Raw genomic sequence first — 17,892 nt, forward strand, 5'->3', positions numbered from 1 at the left:
GAGTTTTAATGCAATAAATGCTTTCTAAAGTACAAATTGAAAAATTAAAAAAGTGCTTTTTTTATTTTTTATTTGGTCTCTTATAATTCTTCAAACTTGACTTTTAAAGCATCGCCTTCAGGGTAAAGCATCCAGTAGCTCATTCGGGCAATTATTGAGGTAGTGAAATCACAAACTTGCTTCCATCCTGATTGCTTTCGACTTCTAAGCTTCCCCCATGCGCCTTTATAATGTCATTAGTGATACTGAGCCCTAAACCGGTACCCTCTGTTCCTTTTTTGGTGGTAAAGAAGGGCTGGAGGATCTTATCTTTAATTTCATCTGGAATGCCAGGGCCATTGTCTTCTACCTCAATAAAGACTTGATTTTTTTCAGATTTGGTCCGCACAGTGAGTTTGGGTTGGTAGGAGTCAGGAACTTCTACCCTCTTCTGCCTCATGGCATCAAAGGCATTGTTGCAGAGATTTACAATGACCCGAGAGAAGTCCTCCGAAATCAGGTTGACCTTACCAATTCCATCCTCAAGCTGAAGATCGATATCGACATTGATGGGGTTTTTACCGGCACGCATACCATGAAAACTTAAATTCACGTATTCCTTCAGCAAAGCATTGAGGTCAGTGGGTTCTATTTTTCCGTCTCCCCCTCGGGAATGCTGAAGCATGGAAGTCACGATTCCGTTAGCTCGCTTTCCATGTTCCTGTACCTTGGAAAGATTTCCTTTCACATCTTCCAGAATGGCGATGATCTCTTCCTTCTCCTCCGAATCCACTAACTTTTCCAACTCTTCAAAAGCTTCATCAATCAGTTCGTTGCTGACTTCGGAGAAATTATTCACAAAATTGAGAGGATTCTTGATCTCATGAGCGATGCCGGCGGTGAGTTGTCCCAGTGAGGCGAGTTTTTCCTGTTGGACGAGTTGGGTTTGGGTAGCTTTAAGTTCAGACATTGCCGACTCGATCTCCGCCTTGGCTTTCTCTAGTTTGACAAAGTCTTCATATCTGGAATAGGCAATCGCAAAGGCTTCGGATAGTGATCTGATCAAGTCAATTTCATCTTCAGAAAGTGGTTCTGTAGAACCTACATATAGCATCCCCTGGGTAAATGGTACAAAGTGAAGATTTAGGGATTTTGGAGGAGCGGCCGTGCCCTGATAGGTTTTTTCATCTTGGATCAGATCCTTTTCCATGATTTGTTGAATCCAGTTGAGAAAGTCTTCCTTATCCCAATGCTGTCTATAAACCTCTCCTTTTCGCCAGGCTTCCACCGTTTGGAAGGTGAGCTCGCTCGCATCAAAGGGAAGGTGCAAAACTCCCAAAGATTTCCCCTCAGGCGAAGAGAGGTATGCCTCTACGATTTTTGCTTTTTCATTGATGATGAATACTCCGCAGCGGATAAATGGAATGTCTAAAGTGGTGAGCTCTTTGAATAAAAGTGGCGTGATTTTATCCAGATCTGCAGCTGTCCTCATAGAGGAAATATCCGCGCGAACTCGATCCAATGAGGCTTGTCTCCGAGCTTCTTTGGCGCTAGCCTGGGCTCTCTGCAAATCCAAGAAACGGGTGAAAGCGAATGAAAAAACCGCTGTGGCTCTTCGCATCAAATCCCAACTCTCTGCTGAGATGGGGCCTGAAGATGCCGCGCCTAAGAATCCATCTGAAAACTTATAAAGGTGATAGGTCCGTTCGGGGATAGTTTCTCCATAGAATTTACTTTTTCCAAGTAGCTCAGATTTGCTTTCACAGTATCGGATCCATTCTACTCGCTGTTCGCCCTTCATTAGAATGGAGGTTTTTTTCTCTTTAGATCGATAGAACCTCAACATTTGATTTCCTACCCAAGTATCCTGCAGATCAAGGACCATTTGATCGGAAACGCTTCGTGCGGGGATATGACTATTTTTTATTGTGAACCAACATTGAGTCAAGCCATTCGATTCTTCATGGATGTAAATGGAGCTGGTTTCTAATTCTTCTACTCCGAGAATACCCATTTCTTCGCGAAGCAACTGTGCTACTTCGGTCAATTCCTCCGGATCTTGCATAGCTAAGGAGCGGGAGCGGACTTTTTCCAATGCAGCTTCAATTTGAGCTTCCCGAGCCTGATTTTCTGCTTTTTTAAGATCCAAAAATCGGGTATAGGTCAGGTCAAAAACCTGGGCAAAGCGCTTAAAGATATCTTCCTCCCCGCAAGGAACCTCCGTGATGATAACTAGGTAGCCTGTCTTGAAATATGCGGCATGCAATCGCTGCCAGGTAGGACGGGGAATACCGGACCCCTCCATTTCCTCAAAAATTTGAGCAGCGATCGGGATTTGTAACAACCAATCGTAATGCTCCTGGAGTTGTGGTCCTTCTAATGTGACGGTTCGATAGCTTTCTCCTTTTTTCCAACCTTCATAGAGGCTCTCGTGTGCATAGTCTCCGATGTTTGGAAGGAAAAAGGGGTCGATCAATCCATTATCCGCGCTCAGCCACCACTCGTCTTCTTGACGATCTTTTTCACAAAGGACAAAGCCGCAGGTCCATAAATTATCAACCAGCGTATTCAGCTCATTAAATAAAAGAGTCGCTACATCTCCAAGTTCCTCGGCCTTTTGCATGCCCATGGTTCTTGATCGGACCTTCTCAAGAGCCACTTCAATTTTTGCTTCTCGGGCCTGTGCTTCGGCTTTTTTGATATCTAGGTAGCGGGTATAGGTCTGCTTAAATTCTTTTGCAAAGCGCTCAAAAATTGAGAGATCCTCCTCTGTAAAGGGTTCTAAATCCCAACGAACAATTGAAACAGTTACGTTTTCCAAAAATGCATCGACAATGGTCGAACCGGGATTTGCATATACCAAGTCCTTGACCTTTTCCGGAACTCCAGGTGCATATTTCCAATAGTGATCTAGAAACTCGTCTTTCTCTTCTTTTGTAAAAAATTTTGTTTGTATGGACTTACCCGTCTTTTCATAATCCTCAACAGATTCAGCCGTTTTGGTGAAGTAGGAAATGTCCAAGTAGGGAATATTGACTTTGTGAGTGAAGTTGTTGGTACCTGGAATATAGCTCCACAATTCCCAATCTCTATTTTTTGTGATCGGACCTTCAATAAAAGTCACATCTGTAAACCTCACATTTACCTCACTAAGTTGTTGGCCGAACACTTCAATGATACCAAGTAAGTCTGACTGAGATTTCATTGCCATAGTTTTAGCCCTAACTCTTTCTAATGCCAGTTGTATTTGCGCTTCTCTAGCTTGGGCTTCGGCTTTTTGAAGGTCGAGGAAGCGGGTGTAGGTTTGCTCGAATACCTTTGAAAACCTCTGAAAAACATCATGGGCCTCCGGTACCGGTTGGTAGGTAATGAAAAGAAGGAAGCCATGCTTGAAAAATGCAATATGGTCATATTGTGACTCGGGTAAAGAACCTCCTGATGCCACTACTTCCCGTAAGGCATCACCCATCACCGGAATGGTCATGATGTACTCATAATGATCCTTGCAGGCTTCTCCCAGAAATTCCTCTACATGAAAAGTTTCTCCTGCTTTTCCCTTTTCATAAAACTTAAGAAAGAAATTCTCTCTTGGAGTTTTATAAAATGGAAGGGTTCCAGCTTTGCTGCTAAACCATTCATAGTCCCCTTCTGGATCATCGGCATAGATATGGAATGCACAGCCCCAAGTATCTATTCCCAAGGCTCTGACTTGCTGATCCAATACTTCAGAAGCTTCAGTCAATTCATCGGAATGCTGCATGGCCATGGTCCTGGCTCTTACTCTTTCAAGGGCCAGTTGTATATCTGACTCCCTTGCCTGTGCTTCGGCTTTCTTGAGATCCAGGAATCGGGTGTAAGTTTGTTGAAATACTTTTCCAAAGCGCATCAGGATTTCGTTTTCCTCTGTTTTGAATGGCTTTTCGGAGTAATGCTCTATGTACAATCCCACATTGTCCAACAATACTGTGGAGATGGCAAGGGCTGGTTTACTGAGAATGACTTTCTGGGCTTCTTTGGTCATTTCAGGAATGTACTGGAAGAGATCCTGATAGAATTTGTTTTTGACTTCAAAGGGTAGCAGGTTGGCAAAAAAATGGTCGCCTTTTGCTTTAGCCTCTAGGAAGCTATTCCAATGAGGGGAATCAAAATAAGGAATGGTGATTTCAGATGGTACGCCTTGCTGATGATCTGCCAGCCAGATATGCATATCCTCTCGGTCTTTGTAGTCTATAATAAATCCAGCATGGTCTACATCGAGATTTAATTCCAATAATTGATCATACACTACCTGAATGACTTCATTCAGCTCAATGCTGTTGTGCATGGCCAGTGAACGAGAGCGCACTTTTTCCAAAGCCGCCTCAATCTTAGCTTCCCTTGCCTGTGCTTCGGCTGTTACCAGATCCAGATACCTTCGGTAGGTCTGTTCAAAAAGGGTAGAGAAACGTTTGGTGATTTGGATGAGCTCAGAATCAAATTCATGGGGGGTAAAGGCATAAAAAAATCCATGCTCGAAGATGAAGCAGTGTTGGATCTCTTTTTGGGGTAATTTCTCAATCGGTATCTGAATCTTATAGTCAGGTGCAGTATTGAGCATCCGGTAGTAGGCTAGTAAATCATCTCCTTCCAAGACATACTTATGAAAAGAGATTTGCGCTTTCCATGCTTCCCGGGCACTTTTAAGTAATGGGTGAGAAGCCATATCGATATTACCGATATGCATTTTGACTTCATCTCCATGTTTTCGAGCGGTCCAGAGCTGATTTTTTTCGTTTTCATGGTTGAGAATACCGATACCGAAGCGAGTGCCTTCATCCACGCCCAAGGCAGTTAGTTCGGCAAACATCTTCACCACACTTTTCCCAACATCCTCGCTACTGTGCATAGCCATGGTCTGCGCTCTTACCCGTTCCAGAGCAAGATCGATTTCAACTTCCCTAGCTCGGGCTTCGGCTTTTTGGATATCCCTGAATCGCTGATAGGCCAAGGAAAAGACCTGATGGAATCGCTTGAATAAGACAAGGGTTTGCTTATCTAAGGATTGATAAATTGTCAGTCCGAGCCCACCTTCACCAATAGAAAGAAAACAGTAGCTGATTTCGTCAGATCCGTCCAAAAGTGGGTCTGAGAAATGATCCTCAGCTTTACGATGCTCCCTAAATTCATCCAATTCCTTTCCTGCAAGCGTTCCGGTAAAATGCCCATCCTTTGATGCCAGCATCTGCCTGACCATACCATGCTCCACAGGACTTTTGAGATACTCTGTTCGTTCTACTGCCTCCTGGTCATAAGGTGTAAAATATTGGTAGCAGAGATAGATTCCTTTCTCCTCATCAATAATCGCTGTTTGGATATTACGGATTTGTGTGACTCCAAAATTCTGCAACTGTTCAGAAATAATGCGGCAAATGGAAAGCATATCTTCGGGCTTTTTCATCCCCATTGCGACAGCTCTTACCCTTTCTAATGCAGCTTCGATCTCCAATTCTCGGTTTTTTTCGACCAAGTCAGCGGTTTTTTCTGAGACAATCTGCTCAAGCTCTTCTGTCTTTTTCTTCCAAATGTCTATTCCCCAGGTGTCCTCTTCGCTTTTGACCTCTTCTGGTTTAGACCCATGCCAATGGACCACTATCCATTTTTTTTCTTGGTACTCCAAGATCATGGAAAAGCGCATTTTCATTTCGAATTGACCTGAATCAGTTGTGATTCTCATAATCAAGTCATCGACATAGATTGCGGAATTTTCACCGCTCAGGACTCTTCGATGTATGGGCTTTACTTCATGTTCTAATTTTATTCCAACTGCCTGCTCCTCTTGTCTTTTGATCAGGTCAATAAATTCCTGACGGGAAAAAATTCGCTCGTCCTCTGTTGTACCAAAACCCATGATTTTTGGATCAATCAAGTGCTTCAACTCATCAATAATCGGTCGAATATTCAATCCGATTTCGATAAATTCTTGATAGGCTTGGTTAAGCGATTGCTCTTTTTCTTTCCTCATTTTGAACCCGACTTAAAATCTGAATCAATCGGTAAATAAATGATCATTTCGGTCCCTTCACCTTCTATACTTTTCACTCGAAGGTCACCACCATGTGCCTTGATGATATCATAGCTTAAGCTTAAGCCCAATCCAGTTCCACTACCTGTAGGCTTGGTTGTAAAGAAGGGCTGGAAGATTTTATCAATGATGGATTTAGGAATTCCTCCACCATTGTCTTTGACACAAATCTCCACTCCACCGATACCGCCTAAATCTACCAAGCGGGATTGCACGGATACCTTAGGCTTGTAAGAGTCGGCATTTTGTTCATCGCCGGGAATCACAGATTTTTTTCGCTCAGCACAGGCATAGAAGGCATTATTTATCAGATTGAGAAATACTCTTCCTATGTCTTGAGAAACTGCCTTTACCCGAGGGATATTTGAATCCAAGTCTGTTTCAAAGTCAGCTGAAAAACTTTTATCCTTTGCTCTCAGTCCATGATAGCTTAGGCGAAGAAATTCATCCGCGAGTGCATTGAGGTTGGTAGGTTTTTTATCTGATGAGCTACCTCGGCTATGTTCGAGCATTCCCTTGACTATCGAGTCAGCCCGCTTGCCGTGATGCTTGATTTTGGTGAGATTTTCCTTTAAATCTTTACTGATTTCCTTGGCATCTTCTATGTTTCCATTATCCAACTCTTCATGCATTTCATCAATCAACTCTTCACTGACCTCTGAGAAATTATTGACGAAGTTTAGCGGGTTTTGAATTTCATGCGCAATGCCCGCAGTGAGCTCACCGAGAGAAGCCATTTTTTCGGCTTGAATAAGTTGAGACTGTGTTGCTTTTAGTTCTGTATAGGCTTTTTCGATCTCTTTTGCCTGGGCTACCTCCCGCTCAAGACTTTGGGCCCTTTCTTTCATTCGAATTCTTCGTTTCAAGCCGGAATAGGAAACAAAACCTATCATTACCAAAAGAAGGGCATAGAATGAATAGGCCCACCAAGTCTTCCACCATGGAGGAAGAATGGTCACAATTATGGATTTCGGGACTTCATTCCACACCCCATAAGCATTGGAAGCGATTACTTTGAAGGTATAAGTCCCAGGCTCAAGATTGGTATAGGCTGCAAAGTTCCGGTTGTCATAAATCCAGTCTTGATCCAAGCCTTCCATCATATGGGCATATTGGTTTTTAGAAGGATTGGCATAGTGTAATGCTGCAAATTCAAAGCTCAAGTCATTTTGATCATGTTTAAGCTTAACCTCCTTGGTTGCCAATAAATCGACTTCCAAAGGAGAGTTTTCTTTCATATCATAGACAGATTGATTGGAGATCAAGAGATTTGAAAAAATGACCGAAGGAGGGACTTTATTTGAAGTAATCGTAGAAAAGGTGGTCAGGCCATGATCTCCTCCAAAATAGAAATTCCCATCAGGAGTTTTATCTGCCGCCAGAGAGAGAAAGGATTCTCCACCTATGCCATCATCTTCGTTGTAATTGATAAAAGTAACCTTGTCCAATGCTTCATTTTGCATCATTTGAATTAAACCATTTTGCGTGGAAAACCACATTTCACCATTTTCTCCTGGTAAAACAGTCTCGATGAAATTGGTTGGCAGCCCATCTTGTTCCGTGAAATAGCTTAATTCATCAGCTTCGATATCTAAGATATTGATGCCTCCATAGGTCGCCATCCATAGTTGTCCATCTTTTTCTAATACATCAAAGACTTGCTTATCACTCAAAGTGGAGGGATCTGAGGGGTCACTGGTGTAGTATTTTGTGGAATTGGTGGCTGGATCTATCCGAGTCACTCCGGCATTGATACTTGCAACCCAAATGTATTTTTCACCCATCTCGATGTCAGAGATATTGGAATCTTGAATGATTATTTCGGCATTTTGTTCATTTACATTGACCACTGTGGATTCGCTTCGGATATCTGCCTCTTGCTTGAAGATGGCGATGCCATATAGGGGAAGTAGGTCCGGTTCAGCTGCATTAAAATCGTTATAGTGGTGACTGTCGTCTGAGGAGTAGCGTAGGGAGTAAGTGCCGGGGTTTAATTCGATTTGTGTGATTTGCAGTCGGTTTTTGGGGCTCCCTCCAGCCCAGAAAGTATCATCAATAGATTCTATTCCCACGACGGTTTCACCGGTGGAGTTTTGAAGCCAACCATAATCAGCCATACTTGCAGGATCACCCTCACCAACTGTCACCAAAAAGTAGGTTCCCCTTTCGGCGATTTCGAAACCTTGGGTTAACTCTTCGCTTTGTCCCACTCGTTCAATACTCGCAATTTCTTTGTCCTCCACAAGCCAGGTTTTTATTTGGGAAATAATTTCATCTGAGTAGGTTTGTGCGTATTGACTCACTATTTCGTCAAATGATTCTGTCTTGGGGTCGAAGACGGTTAGTCCTCCATTAGTCCCCACCCATATTTTCCCGGTTTTGTCTTCCCGAATTACCCTAACCTGATCGTTGGGTAAACCCTTTTCCTGGCTCAAGGCATCTCGCTTATACCGTTTGATTTCATTATAGTTTTGGTCCATTTTGATGAGACCATCTCCCCAGGTACCTATCCAAAGTGTGCCATCCGCCTGCTCATAAATAGCTCTTGCTGAGCCTCCAAACATGTCATTGGCAGAATTAAAGGCAACCTTTTGAATAGAGCCGTCCGATTCATTAAGTACATTGATCCCATTTCCTCGAGTACCCATAAAAACCTTACCTGGGTTGATTTTGGAAGCATACAAACCAAATGCGCCGCCAGAACTTATAGTCTTGTTGTTTTGTGGGTCATGTGTGTAAAATTTAAACGGTTGGCTTAATGGGTCGTATTTAAATAGCCCGTCGGTTAGAGATCCAAACCAGAAGATCCCACTCCGATCCATTATCAATTGGGTGAACCTTATGGTCCAGCCTCCTGAATTTACCCTCCTATTTCCAGGGATGATTACTTCTTCATATTGATCAGTATTCCCTTTAAATTTATAGACACCTCTCATGTTATTCATGATCCAGATATTTCCCTCATAATCCTCCTTGATGGAGTTGAAAAATGTGCTTACATCTCCGTTTAGGTAGTCATATTCAACGATAGTTTTGAGATCATTGGTGGCTGGGTTGTATTTGTATATTCCTTTTCTGCTGGTAAACCAAAGGATACCATCTTGGTCAGAATAAAATGCGGTTATTAAATTTTCAAGGGAGTTGAACTCATTTCCTTCAGGAAATTTTATTGGGACGAACAATTCTGATCCTTTTGCCAAATGTAATAGACCGTGCTCAGTAGAAGCACCCCAAATTCCACCGATTCTGTCCTCATAGACGAGTCTTGCAAATTCACTATGTACTGCTTCTCTACCGTTAATCTGGGTATAAGGAGCCATTACCCATGTGTCTTTTTCTGGGTCAAACCGTAATATGCCAAAACCTAAAGTTCCTGCCCAGACCCTTCCATCTGAATCTACCAGCACACTAGGTGTTCGGCCAAGACCAGCTGTTTGAAATATTGAGTCAAAATTGTAATTCTTGAAAATGTTCTTTGCACGATCGTAGTATGTCGCACCTAATTCATTTCCTATCCAAAGGTTTTGAAGAGAATCCTTAGCAATATCGGTTACAGTATTCTGTTGTAAGCTAGTAGTATCTCCAATTATATTTCGGTAGGTCTTCCAGGTAAAACCATCATAACTTTGAATACCATTTGCGGTGCCCAACCAAATAAGCCCATAATCATCTTGAATAAGTGCTCTCACATTTGGAGAAGCCAGACCATTAGATATAGAAATCGTTTCTAAGCTGATTTCTTGAGCCCGTATTTCTGCGGAGTTTACCCAAAGGAAAGTGAGAAGTAGCAGAAAAATTAGGATCGATTTAGAAAAGAAAAGTTTCATAGTGTTTGGTAAACTTGGATGGTGATTACTGTCGTTTTTTTGATTTTTGAAGTATTGAATAGTGTAATAGCACTATTCTTCAATAGGTAAATAAATGATCATTTCGGTCCCTTCACCTTCTATACTTTTCACCCGAAGGTCACCACCATGTGCCTTGATGATATCATAGCTTAAGCTTAAGCCCAATCCAGTTCCACTACCTGTAGGCTTGGTTGTAAAGAAGGGCTGGAAGATTTTATCAATGATGGATTTAGGAATTCCTCCACCATTGTCTTTGACACAAATCTCCACTCCACCGATACCGCCTAAATCTACCAATCGGGATTGCACGGATACTTTAGGCTTGTAAGAGTCGGCATTTTGTTCATCTCCGGGAATCACAGATTTTTTTCGCTCAGCACTGGTGCTTCGACTCCGCTCAGCACAGGCATAGAAGGCATTATTAATCAGATTGAGAAATACTCTCCCTATGTCTTGAGAAACTACCTTTACCCGAGGGATATTTGAATCCAAGTCTGTTTCAAAGTCAGCTGAAAAACTCTTATCCTTCGCTCTCAGTCCATGATAGCTTAGGCGAATAAATTCATCCGCGAGTGCATTGAGGTTGGTAGGCTTTTTCTCTGATGAGCTACCCCGACTATGTTCGAGCATTCCCTTGACTATCGAGTCAGCCCGCTTGCCGTGATGCTTGATTTTGGTGAGATTTTCCTTTAAATCTTTACTGATTTCCTTGGCATCTTCTATGTTTCCATTATCCAACTCTTCATGCATTTCATCAATCAACTCTTCGCTGACCTCTGAGAAATTATTGACGAAGTTTAGCGGGTTTTGAATTTCATGGGCAATGCCCGCAGTGAGCTCACCGAGAGAAGCCATTTTCTCAGAGTGAACAAGTTGGGTTTGGGTTGCTTTTAATTCCTCGTAAGCCTTTTCTATTTCTCGTGCATGGGCAAGTTCTTTTTCCCTATTTTTCTCTTTTTCCCGGGCTAAAACCCGATTAGTCTGTATTTTGACCAATCCGTAAACCAACAAGGCAAATCCTAGAAAGTAGATGATAAAGGCCCACCAAGTGGCATACCATGGAGGAAGGATAGTGAAAGAGTATGCTATCTCCTCGGATTCCGTGTTAAATGTGTTTTTTGCCCGGACTCGGAAGGTATAGTCCCCGTAGGGAAGGTTTGAAAACTCACGAGTCACTTTATCATTCCACTCTTCCCAATCTTCATCATAGCCTTCTAGATAGGATTGAAACTGAATTTTGTTTTCTCTCACAAAGAAAGGCGCGGCATAATCAAAAGAAATCTGATTGCCTTGGAAAGGGATTTCGGGTGACTTACCATCTAAAAATTCTGAAATAGGTAGAGCCTCCTCTGCCCCGTAAATGGCAGTGAAAAACAGAGGTACCGGGTAGTCAGTCTTGTATTGTTTATTGGGATCTATCCTGATCAAACCCTCATCAGTTCCTATCCATATGACCCCATTGGGTTCGGTATATCCCGAGGCCACTCCACTCGCTGTTATTAGATTCACCGGATAAGTTTCCAGAATAAATCCTCCTTCAGGCTGTTTTATGGCGTATCTTTTTTCTCCCTTGAAGTCCAAATAAACATTCCCCGTCTCTCCAACCCCTAGGCCATAGGTGTCCAAATTGATATCTGCTACTTCATCGGAAAAGCTAAATAAAGGGTCCCGCTCAAAGCTTTGAGTAGATGTATTGAAAAAGTAAAAACCATCGATGCCTGAAGTGTATACTTTTCCTTCGATGGGTCCTTCTGCCAGGCCGGATAGCCCTCTTATTCCATCATTTTCGCTAAACTCCTGTACCCGAGAATTAGGAATATCCAATTTTCCGGAGGCTGTTTTTGGTAAACTAATCCGGTACAAAATTCCTGCTTGGGTTCCACCCCACAGCTCTCCTTCCTCGTTTTCTGCCAAGGAATAAACCGCTCGAGAAACGCCTATAATTGGACCAATGTCTTCGTATTGATATTTTCCGTTGCTCCCCAATTCCCTTCGAAAAACCTGAATGCCAAAATTTCCACTGATGAAAACATAGCCCGGATGCATCTTAGATACCAATAATTTCAAGGTTTGAAAGCTTTCAGTTTGGGGAATGATTTTGGCTTGATCACCTCTTATTTCATATACACCCACACCTGTACTCAAAATCCCATTCGTATCAGCATACAGATCAAAAACCTGAGTATTGGGTGTCCCATCTACTTCTTTGACAATACCGTCGGACTTGTCAATGTATAATACACTGGTAGAAGTGCCGATGTAAAGGGTATTGTCGAAAGCAGAGAGTGAAAGGGCATTGCCTATTTCATAGGTATCGGAATCAAATCGGGTAAGGGGAGAGAATATTTCGATTTTGGAAAGCCCGCTATTGGTCCCTACCCATAGATTGTTGGTATTATCTAGATGGAAGGCATAGACGCTTTGATCTGGAATAGAATTTTTAGTATTAAAGTGGGCTTTGATAGCGCCTTTTCGATCGATTATGAAAAATCCATAACCCAAGGCACTGATTGCATAGGTGCTGTCAGGAAGTGGTAGTGCTTTATACAAAGTCCCATCTTTTAGGTAGGGATCAATTTCAGTAGAGAAGGGGCTGAATGTATCCCCATCGTATCGAAAAAGACCACCTGAAAATGCGCCTACAATAAATTCCCCTTCTTCATAAGGTAAAAGAACTTGAACTCGGTCTTTTCCAAGAAACTCACTACCCCGGATCAATTCCAAAACGCCAGCCTTTTCTTTGAAAAGACCTAGGTTCATTTGATGTGCATAGTACTCCCCATTGAGGCTAAAACCATACATGAACTCGGTATCTGGCTTCCATATTTTGAGGTTTCCTGATTGATCCGCTGTTGCCGGTGTATAGATGAATATGGCTTCTCTCGCTTGGAAGTAGATTTTTCCTTTACTTTCTCTGATAGACCAGATATCATTGAAGATGAAATCTGAGGGAAAGCCATCCAACAGGGATTTTTCAATCGTTTTGCCTGTGGAATCTGACGTAACAATCCCAAAATCTCCTAAGGAACCGTAGTAAAAAGTGTTATCAGAGGCGAGTAAAGTGGATCGTACATTGGTGTTGAATTCTGTGCTTGGAGAAGCTAGAAGATTCCAATTTTTCCCATCAAATTTTTGCAATCCTGAGCTAGTGCCCACAAAAAGAAAGTCATCCTTGTTTTGATTTACATTCCAAACCTGCTGACCAGCCAAAGAGTTGCCCCCAATCACATAGTTGGTGTAGCTAGGAACTCCTTGAGAAGCATTGATCTGAGCTTGTAATTGAAAGCTGGCCAGGCTGAAAAGTAGTACAACAATAGAAAAGCTAATAGACCTAAAGAAAAAAAAGGATTTGTCTGGATGTTTCATGATGCTCAAGATTTTAGTAAGATGGAAAAGGCTCAGATAGACTCGCGCAGAACCTGTTTCCTGGAACTGATACTTATGTCATGTGAAGCTGATTTGCTGATAGATTGATAGGTAGCGATATAATGAATTTGGTACCTTTTCCTTCAAGGGTCTCGATATCAAGTTGTCCCCGGTGGGCCTTTATAATGTCATGTGAAATACTTAGGCCCAAACCAGTTCCTTCTGTACCTTTTTTCGTGGTAAAAAAGGGCTGGAGTATCTTGTCTAAGATTTCTTCCGGTATTCCAGGACCGTTGTCTTCTATTTCTAGGTAAACGGCTTTATCCTCGGAACGCGTCCTGATGGTTAAGCTAGGCTTATAGTCAGAAATCTGCTTCTGTGCCTTAACTCTTAAGGCATCAAAGGCATTGGTGCAGAGATTAATTATGACCCGGGAGAAGTCTTCTTTGATAAGCGATACCATAGGTAGATTTGGTGCCAAATCAAGGTTCAAGTCAAGATTAATGGGGTCTTTTCCAGCTCGCATCCCGTGGTAGGCTAGGTTTGAAAATTCAGCTAGCAATTCATTCAAATCAACTTCTTTGGTTTCGCCAGATCCACCTCTCGAGTGCTGAAGCATCGAAGTCACAATATCATTGGCTCTAGTGCCATGCTCATGGATTTTTTTCAGGTTGATTTCGATGGTATGAAGGAGATCAGTCATTTCCTCAAACCGCTCTTTCAATTGAGGACTGCTGCTGTAAACTTTCGCTTCACTGACCTCTTCCAAAACCTCAGTGACCATTTCGATGCTGAGATCAGAAAAATTATTGACAAAATTCAGGGGGTTTTTGATCTCATGAGCTATGCCAGCAGTGAGCTGACCAAGAGAAGCAAGTTTTTCTTGTTGGACCAATTGATCTTGGGTAGTGCGAAGGTCCTTCAGTGCGATTTCTACATTTTTCTTGGCAATCTCCAGCTTTGTGAAATCCTCGTAGCGATCATATGCTACCGAAAAATTGCCTGCCAGCGTTTGGCATAGTTCTTCATTTTCAGTGGTAAGAGGCTCCGAATTTCCGATGTAAAGCATCCCCTGCTTGAATGGGAAAAACTGTAAAATAAGTTGCTCGGGAATGGATCCGCCTACATATTCTTCTTGGGAAGAAATAAACCCTTTCTTGCTTAAGCTCTCGACCCAATTTCGGAAATCATTTTCGCTCCACTTTTCCAGATGCCGATTTTGCTTTTTCCAATAGAAATGAACAGTCTGCGTGAGTTTTGTCGCTTCAAAAGGAATATGTAATGCAGCAATGGATTGTTGATTTTGGGTGTTTAGAAAGACATGCATTAAGTCATTTTCTTCTTCCACTATGAAGATTCCGCACCGAATATAGGGGACTTGAAGTTTGGACAATTCTTGCCAGATAAGGGGTGAGATTTCTTCCAAATCTTCTGCCTTGCGCATTGATGCAATCTCAGCCCTGATTCGCTCTAGAGATGCCTGCCTGGAAGAGATCAAGGCAAGCTCTTCTACAGCTTGCCTTTTTTTATCCAGTTCTTCGATAGTTTCCTCTAAAAGTATAGAGGTAGTCCTTCGCATCTTTTCTGAGCGATCAAGCTTAAACTCTACAATGCTCAAATCCCTTTCGATGCCCTTGGCCGAACGGCTCAATTGCTCCTTTTCTTCTTCGGTGAGCTTTTCTGACTTGGAGATCAAGTCCAGAATTGTCTGAATATTTTTATTCATAAAATGATACTAGAGAAAAAAGAGGCAGTCCTGGAAGGGAGTAACCTCTTTTTCCCTCTGGGTAAAGTTATTTTTCTGATAATGCGACAAGCGAACAGGTATTGTTATGAAATTCGTGTTTGCCCTTGGTTGACTTACCCATCTCCCCGTAGCTGAAAAATCCCGCTAATGGAGCGTCCCAGACATTTTTTACTTGGTCAATTTCGTCGCTGACCATTGGGCCAAGAGAAAGGTGTCTAGCCTTGCACGAAAACATAATCAAGGCATCAGCCTTCGGAAGTTCATTTTTTTTCACAGTCTCGCATTCTTCCACTACTTTCTCGATGACATTAAAATCAGGAGCGAGAGAAAAGCGGATTTTGGAGCCTTGTGGGACACTTCCTGCGCATACTAATGAGCGATCATTTTTATTCGCAAATAGCGGGGCTCTAATTACAGGCTCTGTTCCTTCTCGTTGGATTTGCATCGGGAATTCTGAACCTACATTGACGATGACCTCTTTCCATTCATCGATGTTTTTATTGACTCCCATGTACTTGATGACTACATCGAGTGCAGGTTCATCATCGATGGTGTAAACCGTATTTCCTTCACTTTTGGTAATCGTTCGTACGGTCCCTACAGGTTGCCATCCGCTGGTCGCCAAACCTGCAATGGATATTTTATCCTCATCGAGAATCAGCGCTACGATTCCGGTGATGTTGTAATGGCCATTAGTAAATGCATAGGTCCCAGTCATGGTGAAATCATCTCCGGCCATTCCACCAAAGATGGTGACCTCTGGACCGACAGCTTCTTCAATACCTTTGATGATCATTTCCCCATCTGTGCTGATCCCTCCTGAAGCAATGATGAAAGCCGGATTTTTAAAGGTGTTCAAACCCAATTCTCCGGTTTTTCTGGCTACATCTAGAATATTTTCATCTCCTGTCTCGAAGTGGACACATTGAAAATATTCTTTCTTGATATCCAAAAGCATGATCACGATGGACTCCTCACCAATTTCTCCGTCTATAAATTCTCCTGCGGTGGTCGCGCCGAAAATGCTGATGTCGTTTTGCTCCAGTAATTTGCAAATGGCTTCCCTGTCCTGTTTAATTGACAGGAATACGATAGCTAGGGTGGGCTTAAACCCATCTGAAAGCGAGGATTCAAGTACCTTGCTGATTTCGGCCGTTGAATTTCCTTTGATTGTTTTTGCTTGCATGGTAAAGAAGAGTTTATGATTTGACTGAAGTGGCGAAAGAATCCTTTGCAAAAGGTTTCAGTCCGAAAGCTTCCTGTTGAAGGACGTAATCACTCATAATTAGTGCACCTTCTACCCAGCCTTGCTCAGGTGACCAGGATTCATTACATACAAATAAGTTTTCAGCAGGAGAGGTAATATTAGGGTAGACGTCTTTGAGATCATCGACATTGAGCTTGTACTGATGATAGCCAAAGCCATAAGGTGCCTGACCCCAAACCCGATAGGTGGTCAATACCGGCATAGGTACAGAGGCGTCCTCATCCAGACCGAATAGTAATTTGATTTGCCGCATGATTTCATTGACCAAGGTAGTGGAGCAGGCAGTCGTTCCGGGAGGGTTCTGATGGAATTCCTTAGACTGATAGCTTTCACCTACATTTTGCATTTCCTTCCAAAAGTTTCCTCGGATGTAATCTGTGTATTGAGTCAAAGCAGCAGGACCATTGTAATTCTTATCCGCAATCGGGTCTGCAGGAAACTGAGAAAAGCTATAAATAGAGCCTAGCGGAAGGTCTGTAAAATTTGGCCCATTCGTAAGGTTGATTTTCTGGGCCTGATGCCACCATCGCTCCTTGAAATACAGCCCTACCTTGGTCAGTTCCATGTTCTGAACGCTATTGACTGCATTCATAAAACTTTCATTGGAAGATAGAACTGGTGAGGACTTTGCCAATTCCTTCATTGGTTTTTTTGGAATGGCAAGGATAACCTTTGGTGCGGTGTAAGTTTGATCAGCCTCAATGGTATAGCCTGTTTCAGTTTTGGTGATTGATTTGACAGTTTCGTTCAAATGAATGCTTCCACCTGCCTTCTTGATAGAGGCAGCTAAGGCATTGGGAAGGGATTGAAATCCTTTTTCTAGCGTTTGAAAATGGGCATTTTTAGGATTGGGAAAATCGAATAATATCTGAAGTCCTTCCCCCGCATTGATATAATCCTGAAATGGTCCCATAAATCCAACTACATGACTCAGCATTTCAATACATTCCTCAGTGAGTCCGTAGTTGCGAAGAATACTCCAAAAGCCCCATTTATTGATTGGAATAGCCTTTCCTTCAAAATTTTTATAGATACAGTTATTTCTGAAGTGAGCCCATTCAGCAGGTGAGGAAGGAAGCTTGATGCAGTTTTGGCTTAGAATATCATTCATCACCTCTTCCAGGATATCTGAGGGGTCTTTGCCTTGCTCGTTTGGAGCCAAATTGAATAAGGTTGCCCAAATGGCCTGATTACCTTTTTTGGCTTCAGCTTGAGAGAATGACTTCCCCCGAACATAGTACCGGTTGTTGTCATCTCCCATTACAAAGTCTACCGTATTTAGTTGTCCATCAGGATTACCCTTGTTTTCTTCATTGATTGCATCGATGAGTCCCCATAAATGTTCCATCCCTTTTCCTCTTGGGACAAAGCGCATTCCACCTTCTTCATCGTGGACCTGATATGTTTTTCCATCGTGACCTTGGATGTCTACAAAAGTGGTTTCAAGTCGACCGCCTACCTGCCCCATTTTCTCAAGGATTATTACTTTGGATTTCGGTTTTTGCTTGAGCAATCGCCAAGCTGCGAAAAGTCCGCTCATACCAGCTCCGACAATTAGGACATCAGTGGAGTGACTTGTTTTTTTTGTTTTAGTACTCATGATAAAAAGAAATTAGAGTTTGAG

Annotated in this window: 6 protein-coding genes; all 6 read right to left on the reverse strand. The window is 42.5% G+C overall.

The window, feature by feature from the left end; genetic code table 11:
• Positions 1-151: 151 nt before the first annotated feature.
• The 6 genes from CDH51_RS13490 to CDH51_RS13515 all read right to left on the reverse strand — a co-directional run bounded on the left by CDH51_RS13490 (position 152) and on the right by CDH51_RS13515 (position 17,868).
• Positions 152-5,980 carry an ATP-binding protein gene (locus CDH51_RS13490; protein ID WP_100629042.1) on the reverse strand — a complete coding sequence of 1,943 codons (5,829 nt, stop codon included), beginning with the start codon at positions 5,978-5,980 and terminating at the stop codon, positions 152-154.
• Positions 5,977-9,867 carry a sensor histidine kinase gene (locus CDH51_RS13495; RefSeq protein ID WP_100629043.1) on the reverse strand — a complete coding sequence of 1,297 codons (3,891 nt, stop codon included), beginning with the start codon at positions 9,865-9,867 and terminating at the stop codon, positions 5,977-5,979. The genes CDH51_RS13490 and CDH51_RS13495 overlap by 4 nt, the downstream gene beginning before the upstream one ends.
• Before the next feature lie 72 nt (positions 9,868-9,939).
• Positions 9,940-13,254 carry a sensor histidine kinase gene (locus CDH51_RS13500; protein WP_100629044.1) on the reverse strand — a complete coding sequence of 1,105 codons (3,315 nt, stop codon included), beginning with the start codon at positions 13,252-13,254 and terminating at the stop codon, positions 9,940-9,942.
• A 73-nt stretch (positions 13,255-13,327) separates the two neighbouring features.
• On the reverse strand, positions 13,328-14,980 hold the full coding sequence (locus CDH51_RS13505; RefSeq protein WP_100629045.1) for a sensor histidine kinase: 1,653 nt from the start codon (positions 14,978-14,980) through the stop codon (positions 13,328-13,330).
• Between the two features lie 67 nt (positions 14,981-15,047).
• Positions 15,048-16,187 carry an FIST signal transduction protein gene (locus tag CDH51_RS13510; protein WP_100629046.1) on the reverse strand — a complete coding sequence of 380 codons (1,140 nt, stop codon included), beginning with the start codon at positions 16,185-16,187 and terminating at the stop codon, positions 15,048-15,050.
• Positions 16,188-16,200: 13 nt separating this feature from the next.
• Positions 16,201-17,868, reverse strand: a complete 1,668-nt coding sequence (locus CDH51_RS13515; RefSeq protein ID WP_100629047.1) for a flavin monoamine oxidase family protein — start codon at positions 17,866-17,868, stop codon at positions 16,201-16,203.
• Positions 17,869-17,892 lie beyond the last annotated feature (24 nt).

This window comes from Algoriphagus formosus (assembly GCF_002807035.1).
GTDB lineage: Bacteria > Bacteroidota > Bacteroidia > Cytophagales > Cyclobacteriaceae > Algoriphagus > Algoriphagus formosus.

What these genes read in the sequence shown, in the direction of transcription:
- CDH51_RS13490 (WP_100629042.1), bottom strand. Translation starts at nt 5,980, where the DNA reads ATGAGGAAAGAAAAAGAGCAATCGCTTAACCAAGCCTATCAAGAATTT.
- CDH51_RS13495 (WP_100629043.1), bottom strand. Translation starts at nt 9,867, where the DNA reads ATGAAACTTTTCTTTTCTAAATCGATCCTAATTTTTCTGCTACTTCTC.
- CDH51_RS13500 (WP_100629044.1), bottom strand. Translation starts at nt 13,254, where the DNA reads ATGAAACATCCAGACAAATCCTTTTTTTTCTTTAGGTCTATTAGCTTT.
- CDH51_RS13505 (WP_100629045.1), bottom strand. Translation starts at nt 14,980, where the DNA reads ATGAATAAAAATATTCAGACAATTCTGGACTTGATCTCCAAGTCAGAA.
- CDH51_RS13510 (WP_100629046.1), bottom strand. Translation starts at nt 16,187, where the DNA reads ATGCAAGCAAAAACAATCAAAGGAAATTCAACGGCCGAAATCAGCAAG.
- CDH51_RS13515 (WP_100629047.1), bottom strand. Translation starts at nt 17,868, where the DNA reads ATGAGTACTAAAACAAAAAAAACAAGTCACTCCACTGATGTCCTAATT.